This window comes from Mesorhizobium sp. WSM3868 (assembly GCF_002294785.1).
GTDB lineage: Bacteria > Pseudomonadota > Alphaproteobacteria > Rhizobiales > Rhizobiaceae > Mesorhizobium.
This window is the reverse complement of the sequence record NZ_NSGB01000001.1, coordinates 248,293-269,666: the sequence shown is the minus strand read 5'-3', so window position 1 is coordinate 269,666 and position 21,374 is coordinate 248,293. Positions and strand designations below refer to the sequence as shown.

Here is a 21,374-nt window from a genome sequence, read left to right as displayed (position 1 = left end):
CACCTGCCAAGCGATGTCGGAATGTCGAGTTTGAAACTAGAAGTCGGCGACCTTGCCCCACGCCGAGGCATCGAAGCGCCGCGGATCGTAGGATTTCGGATCGACGATCGGCTCCAACCCGGTGACAAGATCGGCGACGAGGTGCCCGGCACCGGGTCCGATGCCGAAGCCGTGACCCGAAAATCCGGCAGCCAGGAAGAAGCCTGGAACGGCGTGTATCTCGCCGATGGCCGGCACGCCGTCCGGCGTGCTGTCGATGTAGCCCGCCCAGGCCGCGCTGATCTTCGTCTGCCGCAGCGCAGGCAGCAGCTCGAGCGCGCGGGCATGGGTCAGGCGGATGGTCGCCTGATCCGGCATCGGATCGAGGATACGCATCCGCTCCATCGGCGTCGGCCGGTCGAGCCGCCAGCGTTGGAGCGTTTCGTGGCCTGAGCGCACCCCCTGCAACCCGCCGGGCGCGAGGCTGCGCCAGCGCTTCAGGAACATGGGGACGAACTGCGAAGCGAAGCGCAGCTGCTGCGGCGTCACGTCGACGCGTCCGCGGCCGCTTATGGCGAGCGTGTAGCCGCCGTCACCGCGCCGCGTCGCCGAGATCTTTGCCGTGTGTAGCGCATCCGGCAAGCCCCCCGCGCCGGGCGAGACGGACAGGATGGAGGAGCGGATCGAGGCCTGCGGGAAGCGGAAGCCGAACTGACGGCAAAAGGAGGACGCCCAGGCGCCACCGGCCAAAACCGCCGCCTTCGTGCGGATCGTACCGCTTTCCGTGACCACGCCGCACAGGCGACCGCCCTCGGTCTCGATACCGCGCGCGGCGCAATTCTGATGCACCGTGCCGCCAAGCTGGAGGATGGCGCGGGCGACCGCTGGCGCGGCTTGCGACGGATCGGCGGTGCCGTCGGTCGGCGAGAAGACGCCGCCTTTCCAGGTCCTGCCGGTGGCGCGGCCCCGCTCGCTGGCCTCGGCGCTGTCGAGCATGTGCGTGGTGACGCCCGCCGTTCTGGCGAAGTCACGCCAGCGCGCCCAGCCGGCCAGCTCCGCCTCGTCATTGCTAAGATAGAGCAGGCCGCAGCGGCGAAAGCCGGTGTCCTGGCCGCTTTCGGCCGCAAAGCGCTCCCAGAGATCGAGGCTGCGCGTCGCCATAGGCAGCTCGCGGGCGTCGCGGTTCTGTTGGCGGCACCATCCCCAGTTCCTGCTGGACTGCTCGGCGCCGATGCGTCCTTTTTCGACAAGCGCGACCTCCAAGCCGCGCCTAGCCAGGTAGTAGGCCGCGAAGACGCCGACAATGCCGCCGCCGATCACCACCGCATCCGCGGATTGCGGCAGTTCGTCGGATGTCTCGATCTGTTGCAGCGGCGCGCGCATGGTCCTCTCTCTGCCTTTGAGGCTCGAATCTAGCGCGTTGCGCAGGCAGCCGCTGCCGCAGTTATGCTTCAGGCAGAATTTTATTCCGTAGGGCGCAATGAAATCGAGAGTCCCTGCGTGTCAGAGCAGGTCCATCGGATGGACAGGCCTGCGGGCTATGGTAGTGTCACGGCTAGAGAAGTGGCGGCATTTTGTGCTGTGGCTTGCGTTCTTCGGAGATGGACGTGAAACTGGATCGGATCGACATCAAGATTCTGCATGAATTGCAGAAGAACGGCCGCATCACCAATGTGGAGCTGGCCGAACTGGTGCACCTGTCGCCGAGCCCGTGCCTGATGCGGGTCAAGAAGCTCCAGTCGGAAGGCTATATCGAAGGCTATTCCGCGCAGGTCAACATCGGCAAGCTCGGCCAGACACTGACCGTGTTCACCGAAATCACCTTGAAGAACCATCGCCAGGTGGACTTTGCCCGCTTTCTCGCCGTCGTCGAGAAGATCGATCAGGTCATCGAATGCCACCTCGTGTCGGGCGGTTACGACTATCTGATGAAGTTCGTGACCGCCGGCATTGGCGAGTACCAGACGATCATGGAGCGGCTGACCGATATGGATATCGGCATCGACAAGTATTTCAGCTTCGTGGTGCTGAAGTCGCCCATTGTCAAATCGCACATGCCGCTGCCCAGCCTGTTTCCGATGTAGTCAGCGGGTAGGCTGTGCCGGGCGCTGCAGTTGTCTGCTGCGGTCCGGGCTACAGGACGCCGGGCTGCAATAGTGGGTGCAACGCTTTCAACTCGGCTTGCATCTCGGCGATCATCCAGGCGCGGATATCGCAGACGATCGGCCGCACCGGCCGTGAGCGAGGTGCAATCAATTCATGGATCCGTCCGGTGTTGATCTGCCTGTCCGAGGCCGGAACGAGCGTTGCCTGAAGCAGTGCCCTTGAGACATTACTGAGCCAGCCGAGCGCCACGCCTTCTCCGTTCATCGCGGCCTGAAGCACGACTGCGTAGTCCGAGAATTCGAGCCACTTTGCCCTGCTGGTCTTGCGGCGGGCTACGCTGCCCCAGGCATCCAGCCACTGCTGCTTGGCGTCGGTGAGATGAAGCAGGATATGACCTTCGCCGTCCGAGTCATGGTTCAAGTGGCCGTGGTGCGACAGATAGGATGGGCTGCACACCGGAACGATGATTTCCGGCGAGAAGGCCCAGCGGTGATAGTGGGTGTCGTCGTCGGCCAGGATTCTGGTGGCAAGGTCGACATTCTCGGCGGGTCCTCGCAGAACGCCGGCGATGAGTTCGAACCTCAGGTCCACGTCGGGAAATCGCGTGTTGAATGCCGTTAACCTCGGAACGAACCAGTGCGTAGCGAGAGAGCTCGAGAGCGAAAGGGTAACCACCGGCTTTGCGGCACTGTTCCGCTTGATCGTGCCGATCGCCTCCTCGATGCCGTCAGATCCTTGCCGTACAGCCGAATAGAGGGCGCGCCCCTCCGAGGTCGGAGACAATCCTGTTGGACCGCGCGTGAACAGAGCCACGCCGAGATCGGCCTCCAGCTGAGCGATGCCGCGGCTGATCGACGGTTGCGTGACGTTGAACTCGCGCGCCGCGGCGGTGAAACTTCCTGAACGGAGAGCGGCCTCGAAAACGAGGAGTCCGCGTGCGGACGGGACGAGTTTAGCGAAACCGGCCATACGCCAAGCGTATAGCCACTCCAACAATTTTCAAGCTTTCTGCAGACCTGCAAATCGCGAACTATAACCCTCATGAATGGTTCGGAGCAGCATGTGCCGGCAACGGCATTCCAAGCGGGGAGCACATCCGGCGATCCACTGCTTCAGCCGTTTCGGCTCAAGGGTCTGACGCTGCGCAATCGCGTCGTCAGCACCAGCCATGCCTCGATGCTGGACGAGGGCGGCCTGCCGCTCGAGCGCTATCAGCGCTATCATGAAGAGAAAGCGCGCGGCGGCCTGGCGATGACCATGGTCGGCGGCTCGGCGATGACGTCGCCCGATTCGAGCTGGGGCGGCGGTCAGCTGGATCTTTCCAGCGATCGCATCGTCCCTCATCTCCAATCGCTGTCGCAGCGAATTCATCGCCACGGCGCGACGGTCATGTGTCAGGTCTCGCATCTCGGCCGGCGCGCTACTGCCTATGCCGGTCACTGGCTGCCGCCAGTTGCGCCGTCACGCGTCCGCGAGACGCGAAACCGGAATTTCCCCAAGGAAATGGACGCCGCGGATATCGACAGGATCGTCAAGGACTACGCCAGTGCCGCCAGGCGCTGCGTTGACGGCGGCCTGGACGGCGTCGAGACCGTCACCGGCGGCCATCTGATTGGCCAATTCCTGTCGCGCAGAACCAACAGGCGCACGGACGCTTTCGGCGGCTCGCTGGAAAACCGCGCGCGCTTCGGGCTGATGGTTCACGAAGCGGTCCGCCGCGCGGTGGGCAACGACTTCGCCGTCGGGATCCGCTTCGTGATCGACGAGGCGGTCGACGACGGATCGGATTTCGAGCAATGCCTTGCCTTCGCCCGGCTGTTCGAGCGCGAAGGCCATGTCGATTTCTTCAACTGCATCTTCGGCCGCATGGACACCGACTTGTCGCTGGCCGAGCAGAATATGCCCGGCATGTTTATCAGGAGCGCGCCGTTTCTGCCGTTGGTTGGGCAGTTCAAGCGGGAAACCAGGCTGCCGGTCATCCACGCCGCCGCCATCAGGGACGTAGCCACGGCGCGGCACGCGATCCGCGCAAACCTTGTCGATCTGGTCGGCATGACGCGGGCGCATATTGCCGACCCGCATATCGTCAACAAGGTGATGCGGGGCGAAGAAGACCGCATCCGCCCGTGCGTCGGCGCGTCCTACTGCCTGTACAAGAAGGTCCATTGCATTCACAACCCCGCCAGCGGCCGTGAAACGACCGTCAGCCACATCATTGACCGGACCGAAACGCCGAAACGGGTGGTCGTCGTCGGCGTTGGCCCGGGCGGGATGGAGGCGGCCCGGGTCGCCGCCGAGCGCGGGCACAGCGTGACCTTGTTCGAAGCCGGGGCTCGGCTCGGCGGGCAGGTGCTCGTTGCGGCCTCGGCGTCCGACCGCAAGGATCTGTTCGGTATAGTCGACTGGCGCATCGACGAACTCGCGCGCCTCGGCGTGGATGTCCGTCTCAACACCTATGCGGACGCAGATGGAGTGCTTGCCGAGAAACCGGATGCCGTTATCGTCGCCACAGGCGGCATCCCCGACATGGAGTGGCTGGAGGGCGCCGAACATTGCGACAGCGTCTGGGATATCTTGACCGGGGTCGTGCCCGCGAAGGCCGATGTGCTCATCTACGATGAGACCGGGCGTCAGGCCGCCATATCCTGTGCCCTGCATCTTGCCCGCCTGGGACATGCGGTCAGCGTGGCCATGGCGGACGACACCCTGGCGATCGAGACACCCTATCCGGACCGGGTCAGTTTCCGCAAACTCGCGTCCGAACTCGGCATCACGGTCGTCGGCGATCTGCGGCTCATCAAGGCAGCGCGCCACGGCAACGGCATCGCCGCCCGGTTCCGGCATGAGCTCACCGGTGCAGAAACGGAAATGACCGCGGCCCAACTCATTGTCGAGCGCGGCACGGCACCTGTGGAAGATATCTATCAGGAATTGCGTGCCCGCTCCGCCAATAAGGGCGTCACCGACATCGCGCTCATGACGGAAGTGGCGACAAAGGGGGTGCAAGGGCTCCAAGCTCCAGGATCCTTCGTCCTGCACCGCATTGGAGACGCGGTCGCCAGCAGGGACATCTACTCGTCAATCTATGAGGCCTACCGGCTCTGCTCGCAACTGTAGTCCGGCGAATCCCCTACGGTCAGTTTGGTCAGCGGTGGCCGTACTGGCTGACCAGCTCGGGGTCGCGGACGAGGCCGTCGAGCCAGGTCGGATCGAGCTTCGGCACGGAGGAGAACAGAAGTTTGGAATAGGGGTGCGTGGGCGACTTGACCTTGTCGGGCGTGATCTGCTCCACCCGCTCACCATTGTACATGACCATGATCTCGTCGCAGATGGCCTCGACGACGGAGAGGTCGTGGCTGATGAAGATATAGGAGAGCCCCAGCTCGCGCTGCAGCTCCTTGAGCAGCTCGATCACGGCGGACGCTACAACCGTGTCGAGCGCTGAGGTGATTTCGTCGCAGATGATGAGCTTCGGACCGGCCGCCAGCGCGCGCGCGAAGTTCACGCGCTGCTTCTGGCCGCCCGAGAGCTCCGAGGGATGACGGTAGCGCAGCGACCTCGGCAGGCGCACCATGTCGAGCAACTCGTCGACACGCTTCGAGCGCGCCTGCCTGTCGAGCCCGTGATAGAAGGCCAGCGGTCGCGAGATTATGTCCTCAATGGGTTTGGCGGGATTGAGCGCGGTATCGGCATACTGGAACACGATCTGCATCTCGCGCAACTGGTCGCGAGTGCGTTTCCGGGCGGCGCGTTCCAGTGCCTTGCCGTCGAAGACGATATCGCCGGTCGCCGCCGGATGAATGCCCGCGATGGCGCGCGCCAGCGTCGATTTTCCGCAACCGGACTCGCCGATGACACCGAGATTGCGGCCCTTCTCCACGATCAGGCTGACGGAATCGACCGCGCGGATAACCGGCTGCCCGTCACGTTTCACCGGGCCGTATCCGGCTATCAGATTGTCGATGCGAAGCAGCGGTTTTGGTCCGGAATCTTCATCGGCCCGTATCTGCCTCGACTTCGGCTCGAAAGCGGCCAGCAATTCCCGTGTATAGGGATGCTGGGCAGCCGAAAGGATTCCGGCCGTCGTGCCGGTCTCCTGCACCTCCCCGCCCTTCAGCACCACGATGCGATCTGCGATCTGGGCGACGACCGCGAGGTCGTGGGAAACGTAGACACCCGCTATGCCGCCCGCCTTCATCACCGACTTGAATGCTTTGAGCACGTCGATCTGGGTCGTCACGTCGAGTGCGGTCGTCGGCTCGTCGAAGATGACCAGTTTGGGATCGCCGATCAGCGCCATGGCGGCCGCCAGTCGCTGCAATTGCCCGCCTGAAACCTGGTGCGGATAACGGGCGCCGATACCGTCCGGATCAGGCAGCGACAAGGCCCGGAACAGCTCGACCGCGCGCTTTCGCGCCTGCTCGGGTGGCATCAGGCCGTGGATGCGCGTGACTTCGATCACCTGCTCCATGATGGTCGACGAGGGGTTGAAGGCGGCGGCGGCGCTTTGCGGAACATAGGCGATGTCGGTGCCGCGCAACCTGGCGCGTTCCCGCTCGGTAAGCGCAGCCATGTTCTTGCCGTTGACATTGATCTCGCCGCCAGTAATCCGGCAGCCGGGCCGCGCATAGCCCATGAGGGAGAGCGCCACCGTCGTCTTGCCGGAGCCGCTCTCGCCGATCAGGGCGACGATCTCGCCATCGGCGATGTCGAGGCTGACGCCCTTGATGATTTCGACCAGACGTCCGGCGTCGGTCTTTGCCTCGATCCGAAGGTTTCTGACCTCGACGAGATTGGTCATGCGTCCCGGTCCCTGATCTTCTGCGGCAGGTTGTCGATTAAGAGGTTGACGCTAATGGTCAGGCTGGCGATCGCCAGCGACGGCACGATGACGGCTGGGGCCGCGAAGGGCAGGCCGCCGATGTTCTCGCGCACCAGCGCGCCCCAGTCGGCTAAAGGCGGCTGCAGGCCGAGCCCGAGGAAGGACAGGCCGGAGAGCAACAGCACGATGAAGACGAAGCGCAGGCCGAAGTCGGCAAGCACAGGCCGGATGATGTTCGGCAGGATCTCGGAGCCGATGAGATAGATAGTGCTCTCGCCGCGGACGCGGGCGACGGTCATGAAATCCATGGTGTTGATGTTGACGGCAAGCGCCCGCGCGAAGCGGTAGGCGCCCGGGATGTAGATGACGGCGAGCGTCAGGATCAGCACCGGGATCGATGAGCCGACCGCGGCGACGACAACAAGGCCGAACAGCTTGCTGGGGATGGAGTTCATGGCGTCGAGGAAGCGGCTGAGGCAGGTATCGAACCAGCCGCCGGTGACGGCCGCGATCATCCCCAGCACGACCCCCGAAAAGCAGGCGATCGAGACGGCGGCAAGCGATATGCCGACGGTGTAGCGTGCGCCCATGAGAACCCTGGAGAGCATGTCACGCCCCAGATAGTCCGAGCCGAGCCACAGGCCCTGGCGCATCGGGCCGAAATAATCGTCGTCGACGATGTCGCCGATCGGATGGGGAATGATGTAGGGCGCGAAGATCGCGACCAGCGTCCATGCCAGAATGACCAGCGAGGCCACGACGCCCACGAGGTTGTAGCTGTGGCCCAGGAAGGACCGTCGGGAGGATGCCGCGCGCGCCACTGTCATCTGAGCCTCGGGTTGGACATGATGGCGACGATGTCGGCGGCCGTGATGAGCAGGAGATAGCCAAGGCAGAAGATCATCGCGCAGCTCTGGATCAGCGGCAGGTCGCGGGTCGCGACCGCATCGACCATCAGCTTGGCGATGCCGGGATAATTGAAGATCGTCTCGACGATGATGACGCCGCCGACCAGATAGGACAACGAGAGCGCGACCGCGTTGACGATCGGCCCAAGCGCGTTCGGAAGGGCGTGCTTGAGCACCATGCGGCTGCGAGAGGCGCCTTTGAGAAGCGCCATCTCGACATAAGGCGTTGAGAGCGTTTCGATCACCGCGGCGCGCGTCATGCGGATCATTTGGGCCGAGATGACGAAGGTGAGGGTGATCACCGGCATCGAATAGATGCGCACGAGGTCGGCAAGCGAGTGCGCCTCGTTGACCGAAGACAACGCCGGCAGCCATTTCAGATAAACGGCAAAGAGCAGGACGGCGAGGGTCGCGACCATGAATTCCGGCACCGAGATCACGCCGATCGAAAGCACGGTGACGGTGCGGTCATAGACGGAGCCTCGTAGCATCGCGGCGGTGATGCCGAGCGTCAGCGCCAGCGGCACCGAGATCAGCGTGGTGATGCCGGCGAGCTTCATGGTGTTGACGAAGCGCCCGCCGATCAGGGCCGCGACCGGCATTTCGTTGGCGTAGGAGGTACCGAGATCGCCGTGGAGCAGACCGACAAGCCAACGCAGGAAGCGCAGGATCGCCGGATCATTGAGATGCATGGCCTCGCGCAGGCCGGCGACCGCCTCGGGCGTCGCCGCCTGGCCAAGCAGGATCGACGCCGTGTCGCCCGGCAGCATGCTGGTGGCGAAGAACACGGCGAACAGGACGATCAGAAGGGTGACGATCGCGATCGCCAGCCGCTTCAGCACGAGGTTTAGAACCCCAGACTTCATGGAAGCTCCCTGCGGTTGCGTTCGGCCAAACAATCTTGCGCAATGCAGTGTAGGGGACCGGCTGACCGGTCCCCTACAGGCGCCTCTTAGGCTTCGAGCCAGAGGTATTCCGCCATTGCGTACCCCATCATGCCACCAAGCGGGTTCGCCTCCAAACCCTTCACCTTGCTGGAGAGGGCATCGACGTTGGAGATGTAGGCCGGGATGATGGTGCCTGCTTCCTCGGAGATCATGGTCTGCATCTGCCCGTAGATCTCCTTGCGCTTGGCCTGGTCGAGGAGGCCGCGCGCCTCGACGAGCAGCTTGTCGAACTTCTCGGACTTGTACTGGCTTTCGTTCCAGGGCGCGTTGGAGGCGTAAAGCAGCGAGAACAGGATGTCCGGCGTCGGGCGCGGATTGATGTTGCCGAAATGGACAGGCGCCTTGAGCCAGTAATTGTCCCAGTAGCCGTCGGACGGGACCCGCTGAACGTCGAGCTTCATGCCGATTTCCGCGCCGGCGGCCTGGATGATGACCGCCATGTCGATCGACGAGGTCGCGGCGTCCGAGGCGACCACCGGAATGGACTGGCCGAGCAGGCCCGCCTTCTTGAAGTGGAACTTCGCCTTGTCCGGGTCGAAAGCCTTCGGCTTGAGGTCCGCATTGTGGAAGATGTTAGCCGGCGAGACGGGCTGGTCATTGCCGATTTCGCCGAGGCCGCGCAATGCCGATTTCACGATCTGCTCGCGGTTGACGAGGTATTTCATGCCGGTCACGAAATCGGCCTTGCTGCCCGGATCCATGTCGAGCCGGATGTTGAGGTCCGTATAGTTGCCCGAGGTCGTCTTCGACAGTTCGAAGCCCTGCTGGCTCTGCAGCAGCTTCATTGCGCGCGGATTGATCGCGGCAGCAAAATTGATATCGCCGGAAAGCAAGGCGTTGACCCGGGCGCTGTCGTCGCTGATGGCGATGAATTCGAAGGAGTCGAGATAGGGCTTGCCCGACTTCCAGTAGTTCTTGTTCTTGGTGACGACCGAACGGACGCCAGGTTCGAACGTCTGCAGCACGAAGGCGCCTGTGCCGTTGCCCTTGGAGAAGTCGGTGGTGCCGTCGGCCACGATCATGAAGTGGTGCAGCGCCAGGATGGTCGGAAGGTCGGCATTCGGATCGGCGAGGGTGATTTCGACCGTCGATTTGTCGACCGCCTTGAAGCCGGTCATCTGTGCGGCGATCTTGGCGACCTTGGAGCCGACCGACTTGTCGAGATGGCGCTTGAGCGAAAAGACGACGTCGTCAGCCGTCAGGTCCTTGCCGTCGTGGAAGGTGACGCCCTTGCGCAGCTTCACCGTCCAGGTCTTTGCGTCCTTGCTGTCGATGCTTTCGGCCAGTTCCATCTGCGTCTTGCCATCCTTGTCGAGGAAGGTCAGACGGTTATAGAGCGAGCAGCAGCGGACATAGTCCGTGGAGAGCGATGCCTTTGCCGGATCGAGCGTGTCGGCCGTCGATGACGACCAGCCGGCCGCCTTGAAATTTCCGCCGGAGACCGGCGTGGCGGCGACGGCCTGCGTGGCACGGCCAAGCACAACGCCGCCCGCGGCAACCGCGGCGCCGCCCGCCAGCAGCATTTTGAGGAGTTCGCGGCGGCTCGCGCCTCGCCGGATGGCGTTTTCGACCATCGCATCGTCTGCTCCGGTCCAGTTGGTGATCTTGTCGGTCATGTCATTCCCCTTTCGTTGGTTGGTCAGGACGCGCGTCTTGCTGCGGCTTTTCCGGGCTCGGGTTCAGGTTCGTTCCTTCAGGCTCTCCCGCACGGCCGCCGCAAACGCGGCCATCGAGGTGAAGTGGTAGTCCGGCACGGTGAAGCGCTCGGGCTCGATCGTGCCGCCATAGCCCTTCTGGGCATGACGGCGCTCGATCCAGCAGTTGGTCATGCCGAGCGCCCGGGATATGCCGATGTCGTGATGCTGGCTTTGTGCGACGTGCAGGATGTCGTCCTTGCTGTCGCCGCGCGACGCCACGAAATCGAAGACCTTCTGGAAAAAGGCGGGATCCGGCTTTTCCGTGCCGGTATCGTCGGCGGTGAAGGTGGCAAAAAAGGGCGATCCGAGCTGCTTCTCGAAATGGTCGAGAGCCCAGCGCCGGGCATTGGTCGTGGCAATCAGCTTATGAGACTTCGCAAGGTCGGCCAGCGCCGCCCTGCTGTCGGAGAAGCCCTGCCAGACGCTGGCCGAATCCCGCAGGCGGGCGCCGTATTTCTCCTCGGCCGGCAGGCCGAGCCGCGGTGCGATGACCGTGTAGACACGCGCGAGATCGTCGGGGAACAGGTTCGCATCGGGCATGTAGCGGGCCTGCCGGTAAAGGGCCAGCGCTTCTTCGCCGTCGATTGAGACACCGGTCTCCGCAGCGATCCCGGCCAGGCAGGTCGTTATGCCGCCTTCGAAGTCGATCAGCGTGCCGACCACATCGAAGGTCATGTATTTGAATTCGCTAAAGCCCCTGGCCAAGACTGGCTCTCCTCTGCGCGCGGCCGAATTACTCATGCTGAACAGAACAAAATTCCGTGCTGTCCGGGGCGTCGGCCTTTTTCAAAAGCCCGGAAATCCGGGCTTTCTGGCCTTGTCTTAAAAAGCAGTCTGGCACTTCCCCCGCGCTGGATTCGCCGAAAAGGCGCGAGGTAGCGGCACAAAATTGCGAAATCGTCGGCCCCAGCGATATTTCGAGATGCGAAAAATGCGTCGCCCTTCATGCAAGCGCCCGGCGGACATCGGCGTCGTCCAGCGTCTGGTCCAGCGTCCGGCGCGTGCGCTCGATGATCGCATCGATGTCGCTGTCGGTGCAGCAGAGCGGCGGGGCGTAGCCGAGAACCCCATGCGCGAAGGCGCGGATGATCAGGCCATTGTCCCAGGCCCTGTCGAAGACGCGCCGCGCCGGCATGGCCGAGGCTGGAAGCGGCGTTTTCTTCTTTTTGTCGACCACCAGCTCGATGGCGGCGAGCATGCCGCGACCCCGCACATCGCCGACCAGTGGGTGATCGCTCAAGGCAGACAAGCCCGCCATCAAGCGCGCGCCGGCCCTGGCGCCGTTCTCCAGAAGGCCTTCCTCATAGAGCTTCAGCACCGCGAGCGCGACGGCGGCGCTGACCGGATGGGCGGAATAGGTGTAGCCGTGGCCGACGGCCGAGGCGCCTGCGCCATCGGCGATGACGTTATAGACATGATCGGCCATGAAGACCGCGCCCATTGGCACATAGCCCGAGGTCAGGCCCTTCGCGGTGGTCATGAAGTCGGGAACGATATCCTCCTCCGTGCAGGCAAACAGGGGGCCGGTGCGGCCGAAACCGGTGATCACCTCGTCGGCGATGAAGAGGATGCCGTATTCACGGCAGAGCTCGCGCATCGCCTTGATCCAGCCTTTCGGCGGGACGATAACGCCACCCGAGCCCTGGATCGGCTCGGCGTAGAAGGCGGCGACCCGCTCCGGCCCGATCTCCTCGATCTTCGCCTTCAGCGCGGCGAGCGATGCGGCGATGATCGCGTTCGGGTCATCGCCAACCGGATTGCGATAGGGATAGGGCGAGGGGATCTTGTGCTGCCATTCGAACGGAATGCCGAAACCGGCATGAAAGGCGGGCAGGGCGGTCAGGCCCGCGCCGACCACCGACGATCCGTGATAACCCTGCTCAATGGAAATGAACTGGTCGCGTTCAGGCTCGCCTCTGGCATTCCAGTAGTAGCGGACGAACCGGATCGTGCTGTCGACCGCGTCCGATCCCCCCAGCGTGAAATAGACGTGATTGAGATCCCCCGGCGCCCGGTCGGCCAGCTCCGAGGCGAGCCGGATGGCGGGCTCCGAGCCGAGATCGAAATAGGCGGTGGCGTAGGGCAACTCGCGCATCTGCCGGGCCGCCGCCTCAACGATGCTGTCGTGACCGTAGCCGGCATTAACGCACCACAGTCCGGCGAAACCGTCGAGAAGTTGCCGGCCGGACGCATCGGTCACGGTAGCGCCCTTCGCCGATTTCAGCACCCGCACGCCGAGCGCCTCATGGCCGCGATATGAGGCGACCGGATGGATGAGATGGGCGCGGTCGAGTTCGATCAGGGAATTGGCGAGCATTGTTGTCCTCCGGACTATCCGAGCGCCTGGTTGGCGAGGGCGTAAACTTTTGGCCTGGCCTGTTCGGCCCCATTCTTGGCCGGACGGTCCATTGCGACGCCGCCACCGACATGGGCTAGGCCGATTTCTCCGAGCCAGCCGGCGATGCCGTTTCTGCTTTCGGTATCAACGCGCAGGAAGGCGCCAGGGCGAGACGCGGCGAAGAAGCTGATCAGGGCCTTGGCGTCGTCGGCATTTTCCGCGATGACGGGGCCGATCACCTCGCCGCGTCCGAACGGGCGAATTGCGGCATAGGCCGCGATGACGCCACTGCGGCGGATGACTGCGAATTCACCCCGCTCGGCCAGCGCATCGATCAAAGCTTCACGGTCGGCGCCGTAGGCGTCACGATCCAGGGCCTTGATTTCCGGCAGATCGTGCGCGCCCGCGGATTCCACAGCGCCGGGAGCCTCAAGCGCTGCCACCTGGCCCTGATGCTGAAGAATCGTGCCCGAGGGCACGAAGCCAAGCTTCTCATAAAGAGGCATGCCGTCGGTCGTGGCGACGAGCCGCAGCGGACGATCGCCGGCAAGGGCGAAGGCCTGTTCCATGAGCCGGCGCCCGAGCCCTTTGCCTCGCGCGTTCCTGTCGACGATCACCATGTTGATCATGGCGCAATCGGCGCCGTAAGGCGTTACCAGGATTGTCCCAGCGACCCGGCCCTGGTCGTCGAGCGCAACCGCGCCGCTCGAAAGCTGCAGCGCCATCTGCCAATCCTGCGGGCGATGCGGCCAATTCTCCTGCCGAGATAGCGCGACTGCACCCTCGATATGATCCGGCCCGAAGTCCTGGAGTTCGATCTCGCCTTGCTGCATGACGCACCTTTCAGTCTGACCCCAAGTCTCGATCATCGGTGCGCCGCAGATCGTCTGAAGGTCTCGACTTCGGCGGTATCATTCGCCGTTGCTGAGGGCGTGCGCCGCATCTTGTGCTGGCCCCTATGGAACTGGATGCGTTTAGCGCCTCGACCGGCGGCATCCTTCGACGCTCAAGATGCTACAGCGTGCCAAACGGAACCGCGGATACGGAACTTTCTGCTTTCGGCAGGCGCTTTTCGGTCAGGTGGGTCGCTTCCTGCCGGCTTATGATGAAAGACGTCCCAACACGGATGTGCTTCCACCGGAGATCGACGGATATGGCTTCTTTCAGGCCCAAATACATCACCTTCGACTGCTACGGCACGTTGACCAATTTCCAGATGGCCGAGGCGGCGCGTGACCTCTATGGGAGCCGGCTCGACGAGCCGCGCATGCAGGCGTTCATCAAGAACTTCGCGGCTTACCGGCTCGACGAGATCCTGGGCGACTGGAAGCCCTATGCCGACGTCGTCCACAACGCGCTCGAGCGCGCCTGCAAGCGCAACGGCGTCGCCTTCAGCCCGGACGACGCGACGATGGTCTATGAGCGTGTCCCGACCTGGGGGCCCCACGCGGACGTTCCAGCCGGGCTGGCGAAGGTTGCCAAGGAGATTCCGCTGGTCATCCTCTCCAACGCCATGAACGCGCAGATCATGTCCAATGTCGAGAAGCTCGGCGCGCCATTCCATGCCGTCTACACGGCCGAACAGGCGCAGGCCTACAAGCCACGCTTCAAGGCTTTCGAATATATGCTCGATAGGCTGGGCTGTGGCCCGGAGGATGTTCTTCACTGCTCGTCCTCGTTCCGCTACGACCTGATGTCGGCGCATGATCTCGGGATCAAGAACAAGGTCTGGGTCAATCGCGGCCACGAGCCGGCCAACCCTTATTACGGCTATGTCGAGATCGCCGACATTTCCGGTCTTCCGGGCGTGGTCGGGCTTTGAAACTCACGGATTGCAAATGAAGCTGGTCTCCTACTGGCACGACACCGCCCCTGTTTTTTCCGGCGGGGCGCAGGGCCCGGTCGAGGGACACTACGACGCCGCCATCATCGGCGGCGGCTTCACCGGTCTCGCCGCCGCCCGCCAACTGGCGAAGGCCGGCGCCAAGGTGGCGGTGCTGGAAGCGGAGCGGGTCGGCTGGGGCGCGTCCGGGCGCAATGGCGGGCACCTGAACAACGGCCTCGCCCACAGCTACCTTTCGGCCAAGGCGGAGCTCGGCAAGGAGCGCGCAATCGCGCTCTACCGGGCACTGGACGATTCCGTCGACACCATCGAGGCGCTGGTCGCCGAGGAGGGTATCGACTGCAACTTCCGCCGCGCCGGCAAGCTGAAGCTCGCCTCCAAGCCGCAGCATTTCGAAGCGATCGCCCGTAACTTCGAGGCCGTCCATGCCGAGGTCGATCCGGACACGGCGCTGCTGTCGCCGAACGATCTCAAATCCGAGATCGGCTCGCCCTTCCATGGCGCGATGCTGTCGAAGAAGAGCGCCATGATGCATATGGGCCGCTACGTGGCCGGGCTGGCGACAGCCGCGGTTCGCCATGGCGCCGTCATCCACGAGAATGCGGCGGTGACGGATCATAGGCAGTCGGGCACGCGCCATCAGCTGACCACCTCCCGCGGCCGCATCAGCGCCGACAATGTGCTGGTGGCGACCGGCGCCTACACCACGCCGAATTTCGGCTATTTTCGCCGCAGGATCATTTCCGTCGGCAGCTTCATCATCGCCACGCGACCGCTGAGCGACGCCGAGATCGCCGCGACCATGCCCGGCAACCGGACATGCGTGACCTCGATGAACATCGGCAACTACTTCCGGCTTGCGCCGGACAAGCGCCTGATCTTCGGCGGCCGCGCACGCTTTTCGGCGACATCGGACCAGCGCTCCGATGCCAGGAGCGGACAGATATTGCGGGCGAGCCTCGCGGCGATCTTCCCGCAGCTCGCCAGGGTCGAGATCGACTATTGCTGGGGCGGGCTGGTCGACATGACCAAGGACCGCTTCCCGCGGGCCGGCTACCATGACGGGGTCTGGTACGCGATGGGCTATTCCGGCCACGGCGCGCAGCTTTCCACCCATCTCGGCATGATCATGGCCGATGCCATGCTTGGTCGTGCGGACCGCAATCCGATGAAGGGGCTCGAGTGGCCTGCCATTCCCGGCTATTCCGGCAAGCCCTGGTTCCTGCCGATGGTCGGTCTCTACTACAAGGCGCTCGACCGGATCCAGTGATCGGGGCTGGGGTTAACCCAGCCCGCCCATGTGGAAGCTCTTCAGTTCCAGATATTCCTCGATGCCGGCCTGCGCGCCCTCGCGCCCGAGGCCGGACTGCTTGACGCCGCCGAAGGGGGCTATCTCCATCGAAACCGAGCCGGTGTTCAGACCCACCATGCCGAACTCCAGCGCCTCGCCGACGCGCCAGGCGCGCTTCAGGTTCTCGGTGTAAAAGTAGGAGGCAAGCCCGTAAGGTGTGCCGTTGGCAAGCGCGACCGCTTCCTCTTCCGTCTCGAAACGGAAAAGCGGTGCGACCGGACCGAAAGTCTCCTCGCTGGCGAGTTCCATTTCGTTTGTCGCACCGGCCAGCACCAGCGGCGCGACATATTGAGGACCCTCCGGCAGCACCGGCTTCTCGGTGACGATCGTCGCGCCTTTGGCAAGCGCATCCTCGACGTGCCGATTGATTTTCTCGACCGCCGCCATGTTGATCATCGGCCCGATGGCGACGCCGGGCTGCGTGCCCGGTCCCACCGTCAACGCATTGACGCGGGCGCTGAGCTTGGCGGAGAAGGCGTCATAAACTCCGGCCTGGACGAGAATGCGGTTGGCGCACACGCAGGTCTGGCCGCCATTGCGGAACTTCGACGCCAGCGCCCCCTCGACCGCGAGATCGAGGTCGGCGTCGTCGAAGACGATGAAGGGCGCGTTGCCGCCGAGCTCGAGGCTGAGCCTTTTCACGCTGTCGGCCGCTCCGCGCATCAGCAGCGAGCCGACCCTGGTCGAACCGGTGAAGGAGATCTTGCGCACGGTCTCATTCGCCATGATCTCGTTGCCGATCTCGGCCGGCATGCCGGTGACGATGTTGATGACGCCGGCGGGAATACCCGCGCGTTCGGCGAGCACGCCGAGCGCCAACGCCGAATAGGGCGTGAACTCGGACGGCTTGATCACCACCGTGCAGCCGGCGGCCAGCGCCGGCGCGACCTTGCGGGTGATCATCGCATTGGGAAAGTTCCAAGGCGTGATGATGCCGCACACGCCGACGGGTTCCTTCAGGACGATGATGCGGCGGTCTGATGTAGGCGAGGGGATGGTGTGGCCATTGATCCGGCGCGCCTCCTCGGCGAACCATTTGACGAAGGATGCGCCGTAGCGGATCTCGCCTTTGGCCTCGTCCAGCGGCTTGCCCTGTTCCGTGGTCAGGATCAGTGCGAGATCGTCCAGATGCTTAAGCATCAGACCATGCCAGGCCTCCAGCAGGGCGGCGCGTTCGGCGTGGGTCTTCTTTTTCCAATCCCGATAGGCGGAAGCCGCGGCCTCTATGGCCGCGCGGGCCTCCGGGCCGGCCATGTCGGGCACTGTGCCGATCGATATCTGTGTTGCCGGATCGATCACATCGACCGTTCTGCCGGAACCTGCCGCGACCCATCTGCCGCCGATCAGGCCGGCCTCGCGGAAGAGAGTTTTGTCTTTCAGGCTTTTCATCGAAAACGACCTCGCAAATCAGGTGAGCGCCGCGACAACGGCGGATGTGATGGCGTCCGTGCGATCTTTGCCGGCCGTGGTTCCCACCCCTCGCGCCGTTGTCGCTTCGATCGCGTTCATGACGCGGCCGGCTGCGTCCTTTTCGCCCAGATGATCGAGCATCATTGCGCCCGACCATATGGCGGCGATCGGGTTGGCGATGCCGAGGTGGGCGATGTCGGGCGCGGAGCCGTGCACCGGCTCGAACATGGACGGCGCCGAGCGGTCGGGGTTGATGTTGGCGGAAGCCGCGTAGCCGAGCCCGCCCTGGATCGCCGCGCCGATATCCGTCAGTATGTCGCCGAAGAGATTGGAAGCGACGACCACGTCGAGGCTCTGCGGATCCATGATCATGCGCGCAGCGAGCGCGTCGACGTGATAGCTGGTCACGTCGACGTCCGGATAGTCGGCGGCCAGCTTGCGCGTGATCTCGTCCCAGAACACCATTGAATATTTCTGCGCGTTGGACTTGGTGACGGAAGCCAGCCTGCCACGCCGCGCCCGTGCCTGCTCGAAGCCGAAGCGCAGGATGCGCTCGACCCCGGCCCGGGTGAAGATCGAGGTTTCCACCGCGACCTCGTCCAGCGTGCCTTGATGCACACGCCCGCCGGCGCCGGAATATTCGCCTTCGGTGTTTTCGCGGATGCACAGAATATCGAAGCTCTCGGCCCGCAGCGGCCCCCTCACACCCGGCAGCAGCCGGTGCGGCCGGATATTGGCGTATTGCACGAATGCCTTGCGGATCGGCAGCAAAAGTCCATGGAGAGAAACGGAATCAGGCACCTGCGTCGGCCAGCCGACGGCCCCGAGCAGGATGGCGTCGAAGCGGCGCAATGTCTCGATGCCGTCCTCGGGCATCATGCGGCCGGTTTCCTTGAAGAAACGACAGGACCATGGAAACTCGGTCCCAGTCAGGGCAAAGCCGGAGTGCTTGGCCACGGTTTCCAGCACCGTCCAGGCGGCGGCGGTCACATCGCGACCGATGCCATCACCGGGGATCAGGGCGATCGAGTAGGTCTTCATCGGCATCTCTTCACAGGCTGATCAGGACGCTCTTGGTCCTGCGGTTGGCGAGATAGGCCTCGCGGCCAAGGTCCTTGCCGATACCGGAGCGCTTGTAGCCGCCGGTCGGCAGGATGTGGTCGCGCGAGCGGCTGTAGCGGTTGACCCACACGGTGCCCGCTTCCAGCTTGCGCGCGAGACGGATCGTGCGAGACAGATCGGCGGTGAACAGGCCGGAAGCCAGTCCGTAAGTCGGATGGCTGGACAGCGCCAGCGCCTCGTCTTCGGTCTCGAAGGTCTGGACCGTCAGGACCGGGCCGAAGATTTCCTCGACGATCGCCGGATTGGCCTGGTCGACATTGGCGATCAGCGTCGGCTCGTAGAAATAGCCGGGGCTGTCCATAAAAGTGCCGCCCGTCAGGCATTCGCCGCCGGCCTCGACCGCGGCCCGCACGATGGCGTCGACACGTCCCCGCTGCCGTTCCGAGATGATCGGCGAATACTGCGTGGTCTCGTCCCAGGTCGGGCCGGGCCTCACCGCCTTCATCTTTTCCAGGATCGAGGCCGTCAGCCTGCCGGCCACACTCTTCTCGACGATCAGGCGCGTGCCGGCCACGCAGGCCTGGCCGGCATTGAAGGTGACGCTGCCGGCGATTGCGGCCGCCGCCTTGTCGAGATCGGCATCGGCAAAGACGAGCTGCGGGCTCTTGCCGCCGAGCTCCAGCGTCATCGGCTTGACGCCGGTGCGGGCGACGTTCTCCATGATCGCCGAGCCGGCGCGGGTCGAACCGGTGAAGCTGACCTTGGCGATCTCGGGATGGCCGGTCAACGCCGTGCCGGTCGTGGGACCGTCGCCGAGCACCACGTTGATAAGTCCTGCCGGCAGGCCGGCTCTGACGGCGAGCTGCGCCAAATAGACGGTCGAGAACGGCGTCATTTCGGACGGCTTCAGCACGACTGCATTGCCCGCGGCCAGCGCCGGGCCGAGTTTCCAGCCGGCCATCGAGATCGGAAAATTCCAGGGCGTGATCGCGGCCACGACGCCATAGGGTTCGCTCATGATCATGCCGAAACTGGCGTCGTCGGTCGGCGCCAGTTCGCTGCCTTCCTTATCGGCGAACTCGGCAAAGAAGCGGATCTGCTCGGCGGTCACGGCGATGTCGCCGGCGGCGAGCTGGCCCACGGGCCGGGTCGAGGACAGCGCCTCGATCCTGGCGAGCGTTTCGGCTTCCGCTTCCATCAGATCGGCCCAGGCGTGGAGCGCCCTGGTGCGCTCGCGCGGCCGGACGCCGCCCCAGTTGCTGGCTTTCAGCGCCGCTTTGGCACTTTCCACCGCCCGGTTCACCAAGTCCGCACCGGCCACGGGGCAGGCGGCATAGGACTTGCCGTCGGACGGACGGCGCATCTCGATCGCACCCTCGGCCGAAATCAGCTCCCCATCGATGAAGTGGCCGACGGGAAGCGAGATTGTATCGGGATCGAAGCTCAGGCTCATGGGCAACCACTCGGCAGCATCGGCCTCAGCCTAGCCCGTGCCGACACGCAGCATGCGCTGTTGGGCGATCCGCCGCCGACGAATGTTGCGTGCTGGGCACAAGAGACGGCAAAATCTTCCGCGGCGGTCAGGGCCTGCGCGGGCGCTCGCTAGCCCACTGTGACGTAGATCTTGCGCACGGTCTCGATGGTCTTCCAAACACCCGTGAAGCCCGGCTTCATGACGAAGCTGTCGCCGGCCCGGTAGGTCACCGTTTCGCCGGCGTCGGGCGTGATTTCGACCACGCCGGCGAGGATATGGCAGAACTCGAAGGTTTCCCCCTTGATCGAGCGCGTTTCGCCGGGCGTGGCCTCCCAGACGCCGGTATGGACAAGGTCGTCCTTGGCCACGTCCTGCGCCCAGGTTTTGAAGGCGGGATTGCCGGCAATGAGCCGCTCCGGCAGCGCGGTCGATTCGCGGGGCGAAAAGTTTGGGTCGATATCGATGGACTTGAGCAGGGACAAAGGATGGCCTTTCCAGTTGAGTTTCAATAGCCGCGCGACCGGTCGACGAGCCCGATGGGATCGAGCCCGGCGCGGTGGCGCTTGATGTTGTCGATGACGGCCTGGGCGGCGGTCGCGGGTTGGGTCACGCTGGCTATGTGCGGAGTCAGGATGATCTTCGGATGCGACCAGAACGGATGTCCCGCGGGCAGCGGTTCGGGATCGGTCACGTCGATCATCGCCGACGACAAATGGCCGCTATCGAGCGCGGCGACAAGCGCTTCGTGATCGAGCTGCGGGCCTCGACCCGTATGAACGAGAGCCGCCCCGTCAGGCAGTTTCGCGAACAGGCCGGCGTTCAGAAATCCGCGCGTCTCCTCGGTCAGTGGCAGCAGGCAGATCAGTATGTCACTGGCCGCCAGCATCTGCTCCAGCCCAAGCTCGCCATGATAACAGGTCACCCCTTCGAGCCGCCGCGGGGAGCGGCTCCATCCGGAGAGCTGGAAGCCGAAAGGTTTCAGCCGGTCGAGGACGGCTTGGCCAAGCTGTCCGAGGCCGAGCACGCCGATCCGGCGCGACGCGGCTTGAGGCTGAGGGATGTCGCGCCATTCTCCGGCGCGCTGCTGCGCCAGATAGGCCGGCAAGTTGCGGTGGAGCGCAAGCACGGCGAGCGTCACATACTCCTGCATCATGCGCACGATGCCCTCCTCGACCATGCGCACGATCTTCACCGGCGCGGGCACCGCGTCGAAGCGGAACTGATCGACGCCGGCGCCGATGGAGAACAGGATTTCGAGGTTGGTGTAGCGGTCGAGGTTCTCCGGCACCGTCCAGGTGATCAGGTAGCGCACTGCGTCGGGATCGACCGTAGCGGCATCGATCGTGAAGGGGAGGTCCGGCAACTCCTTCGCGAAGGCCTCGGCGAAGATCGCGCCACGCCGCGCGTCGGAATTGAAGAGGAATGTCATTCCGGCTG

18 protein-coding genes are annotated in these 21,374 nt (G+C 64.1%); 4 read left to right on the top strand and 14 right to left on the bottom strand.

Annotated features, from left to right (window positions below):
- Positions 1 to 36: 36 nt before the first annotated feature.
- Positions 37 to 1,362, bottom strand: coding sequence for an FAD-binding oxidoreductase (locus tag CK221_RS01215; protein WP_095776353.1), 1,326 nt, complete (start codon positions 1,360 to 1,362; stop codon positions 37 to 39).
- A gap of 224 nt (positions 1,363 to 1,586) precedes the next feature.
- On the opposite strand from CK221_RS01215, the gene CK221_RS01210 reads away from it, so the two are divergent.
- Positions 1,587 to 2,063: an Lrp/AsnC family transcriptional regulator gene (locus CK221_RS01210; RefSeq protein WP_066989429.1), complete on the top strand. Its 477-nt coding sequence runs from the start codon at positions 1,587 to 1,589 to the stop codon at positions 2,061 to 2,063.
- Positions 2,064 to 2,112: 49 nt separating this feature from the next.
- Here the strand turns inward: CK221_RS01210 and CK221_RS01205 are convergent, their stop codons facing one another.
- Positions 2,113 to 3,054, bottom strand: a complete 942-nt coding sequence (locus tag CK221_RS01205) for a LysR family transcriptional regulator (protein WP_095776352.1) — start codon at positions 3,052 to 3,054, stop codon at positions 2,113 to 2,115.
- 72 nt (positions 3,055 to 3,126) lie between these two features.
- On the opposite strand from CK221_RS01205, the gene CK221_RS01200 reads away from it, so the two are divergent.
- Complete coding sequence (locus CK221_RS01200) at positions 3,127 to 5,202, top strand: NADH:flavin oxidoreductase (RefSeq protein WP_095776351.1); 2,076 nt, start codon at positions 3,127 to 3,129, stop codon at positions 5,200 to 5,202.
- Positions 5,203 to 5,230: 28 nt separating this feature from the next.
- Here CK221_RS01200 and CK221_RS01195 read toward each other — a convergent pair whose 3' ends face one another.
- The 7 genes from CK221_RS01195 to CK221_RS01165 form a co-directional block, all read right to left on the bottom strand.
- On the bottom strand, positions 5,231 to 6,886 hold the full coding sequence (locus CK221_RS01195; protein WP_095776350.1) for an ABC transporter ATP-binding protein: 1,656 nt from the start codon (positions 6,884 to 6,886) through the stop codon (positions 5,231 to 5,233).
- Positions 6,883 to 7,734 (bottom strand): ABC transporter permease, encoded by an 852-nt coding sequence (locus CK221_RS01190; protein WP_066989179.1) that lies wholly within the window; start codon positions 7,732 to 7,734, stop codon positions 6,883 to 6,885. Before CK221_RS01190 ends, CK221_RS01195 begins: the two co-directional genes overlap by 4 nt.
- The gene (locus CK221_RS01185; RefSeq protein WP_066989177.1) at positions 7,731 to 8,681 is read right to left on the bottom strand and encodes an ABC transporter permease; all 951 of its coding nucleotides are present in this window, start codon (positions 8,679 to 8,681) and stop codon (positions 7,731 to 7,733) included. The genes CK221_RS01190 and CK221_RS01185 overlap by 4 nt, the downstream gene beginning before the upstream one ends.
- A gap of 86 nt (positions 8,682 to 8,767) precedes the next feature.
- Complete coding sequence (locus tag CK221_RS01180) at positions 8,768 to 10,378, bottom strand: ABC transporter substrate-binding protein (protein ID WP_095776349.1); 1,611 nt, start codon at positions 10,376 to 10,378, stop codon at positions 8,768 to 8,770.
- Positions 10,379 to 10,441: 63 nt separating this feature from the next.
- Positions 10,442 to 11,164 carry an HAD-IA family hydrolase gene (locus tag CK221_RS01175; protein WP_095776348.1) on the bottom strand — a complete coding sequence of 241 codons (723 nt, stop codon included), beginning with the start codon at positions 11,162 to 11,164 and terminating at the stop codon, positions 10,442 to 10,444.
- Between the two features lie 238 nt (positions 11,165 to 11,402).
- Positions 11,403 to 12,776, bottom strand: coding sequence for an aspartate aminotransferase family protein (locus CK221_RS01170; RefSeq protein WP_095776347.1), 1,374 nt, complete (start codon positions 12,774 to 12,776; stop codon positions 11,403 to 11,405).
- A gap of 14 nt (positions 12,777 to 12,790) precedes the next feature.
- Positions 12,791 to 13,630, bottom strand: a complete 840-nt coding sequence (locus CK221_RS01165) for a GNAT family N-acetyltransferase (protein WP_066989169.1) — start codon at positions 13,628 to 13,630, stop codon at positions 12,791 to 12,793.
- Between the two features lie 320 nt (positions 13,631 to 13,950).
- On the opposite strand from CK221_RS01165, the gene CK221_RS01160 reads away from it, so the two are divergent.
- Both CK221_RS01160 and CK221_RS01155 read left to right on the top strand, forming a co-directional pair.
- The gene (locus tag CK221_RS01160) at positions 13,951 to 14,619 is read left to right on the top strand and encodes a haloacid dehalogenase type II (protein WP_095776346.1); all 669 of its coding nucleotides are present in this window, start codon (positions 13,951 to 13,953) and stop codon (positions 14,617 to 14,619) included.
- A 16-nt stretch (positions 14,620 to 14,635) separates the two neighbouring features.
- Positions 14,636 to 15,910 (top strand): FAD-binding oxidoreductase, encoded by a 1,275-nt coding sequence (locus CK221_RS01155; RefSeq protein WP_095776345.1) that lies wholly within the window; start codon positions 14,636 to 14,638, stop codon positions 15,908 to 15,910.
- 12 nt (positions 15,911 to 15,922) lie between these two features.
- On the opposite strand, the gene CK221_RS01150 is transcribed toward CK221_RS01155, so the two are convergent.
- The 5 genes from CK221_RS01150 to CK221_RS01130 all read right to left on the bottom strand — a co-directional run bounded on the left by CK221_RS01150 (position 15,923) and on the right by CK221_RS01130 (position 21,366).
- Positions 15,923 to 17,380 (bottom strand): NAD-dependent succinate-semialdehyde dehydrogenase, encoded by a 1,458-nt coding sequence (locus CK221_RS01150; protein WP_066989163.1) that lies wholly within the window; start codon positions 17,378 to 17,380, stop codon positions 15,923 to 15,925.
- 18 nt (positions 17,381 to 17,398) lie between these two features.
- Positions 17,399 to 18,442, bottom strand: a complete 1,044-nt coding sequence (locus CK221_RS01145) for a tartrate dehydrogenase (protein ID WP_095776672.1) — start codon at positions 18,440 to 18,442, stop codon at positions 17,399 to 17,401.
- Between the two features lie 10 nt (positions 18,443 to 18,452).
- Positions 18,453 to 19,916 carry an aldehyde dehydrogenase family protein gene (locus CK221_RS01140; RefSeq protein WP_095776344.1) on the bottom strand — a complete coding sequence of 488 codons (1,464 nt, stop codon included), beginning with the start codon at positions 19,914 to 19,916 and terminating at the stop codon, positions 18,453 to 18,455.
- A gap of 149 nt (positions 19,917 to 20,065) precedes the next feature.
- Positions 20,066 to 20,419, bottom strand: a complete 354-nt coding sequence (locus tag CK221_RS01135) for a cupin domain-containing protein (protein WP_095776671.1) — start codon at positions 20,417 to 20,419, stop codon at positions 20,066 to 20,068.
- Positions 20,420 to 20,442: 23 nt separating this feature from the next.
- Entirely contained in the window at positions 20,443 to 21,366 is a 924-nt protein-coding gene (locus CK221_RS01130) for a glyoxylate/hydroxypyruvate reductase A (RefSeq protein WP_095776343.1), read from the bottom strand.
- Positions 21,367 to 21,374: the final 8 nt, after the last annotated feature.

What these genes read in the sequence shown, in the direction of transcription:
- CK221_RS01215 (WP_095776353.1), bottom strand. Translation starts at nt 1,362, where the DNA reads ATGCGCGCGCCGCTGCAACAGATCGAGACATCCGACGAACTGCCGCAA.
- CK221_RS01205 (WP_095776352.1), bottom strand. Translation starts at nt 3,054, where the DNA reads ATGGCCGGTTTCGCTAAACTCGTCCCGTCCGCACGCGGACTCCTCGTT.
- CK221_RS01200 (WP_095776351.1), top strand. Translation starts at nt 3,127, where the DNA reads ATGAATGGTTCGGAGCAGCATGTGCCGGCAACGGCATTCCAAGCGGGG.
- CK221_RS01195 (WP_095776350.1), bottom strand. Translation starts at nt 6,886, where the DNA reads ATGACCAATCTCGTCGAGGTCAGAAACCTTCGGATCGAGGCAAAGACC.
- CK221_RS01190 (WP_066989179.1), bottom strand. Translation starts at nt 7,734, where the DNA reads ATGACAGTGGCGCGCGCGGCATCCTCCCGACGGTCCTTCCTGGGCCAC.
- CK221_RS01185 (WP_066989177.1), bottom strand. Translation starts at nt 8,681, where the DNA reads ATGAAGTCTGGGGTTCTAAACCTCGTGCTGAAGCGGCTGGCGATCGCG.
- CK221_RS01180 (WP_095776349.1), bottom strand. Translation starts at nt 10,378, where the DNA reads ATGACCGACAAGATCACCAACTGGACCGGAGCAGACGATGCGATGGTC.
- CK221_RS01170 (WP_095776347.1), bottom strand. Translation starts at nt 12,776, where the DNA reads ATGCTCGCCAATTCCCTGATCGAACTCGACCGCGCCCATCTCATCCAT.
- CK221_RS01165 (WP_066989169.1), bottom strand. Translation starts at nt 13,630, where the DNA reads ATGCAGCAAGGCGAGATCGAACTCCAGGACTTCGGGCCGGATCATATC.
- CK221_RS01160 (WP_095776346.1), top strand. Translation starts at nt 13,951, where the DNA reads ATGGCTTCTTTCAGGCCCAAATACATCACCTTCGACTGCTACGGCACG.
- CK221_RS01155 (WP_095776345.1), top strand. Translation starts at nt 14,636, where the DNA reads ATGAAGCTGGTCTCCTACTGGCACGACACCGCCCCTGTTTTTTCCGGC.
- CK221_RS01150 (WP_066989163.1), bottom strand. Translation starts at nt 17,380, where the DNA reads ATGAAAAGCCTGAAAGACAAAACTCTCTTCCGCGAGGCCGGCCTGATC.
- CK221_RS01145 (WP_095776672.1), bottom strand. Translation starts at nt 18,442, where the DNA reads ATGAAGACCTACTCGATCGCCCTGATCCCCGGTGATGGCATCGGTCGC.
- CK221_RS01140 (WP_095776344.1), bottom strand. Translation starts at nt 19,916, where the DNA reads ATGAGCCTGAGCTTCGATCCCGATACAATCTCGCTTCCCGTCGGCCAC.
- CK221_RS01130 (WP_095776343.1), bottom strand. Translation starts at nt 21,366, where the DNA reads ATGACATTCCTCTTCAATTCCGACGCGCGGCGTGGCGCGATCTTCGCC.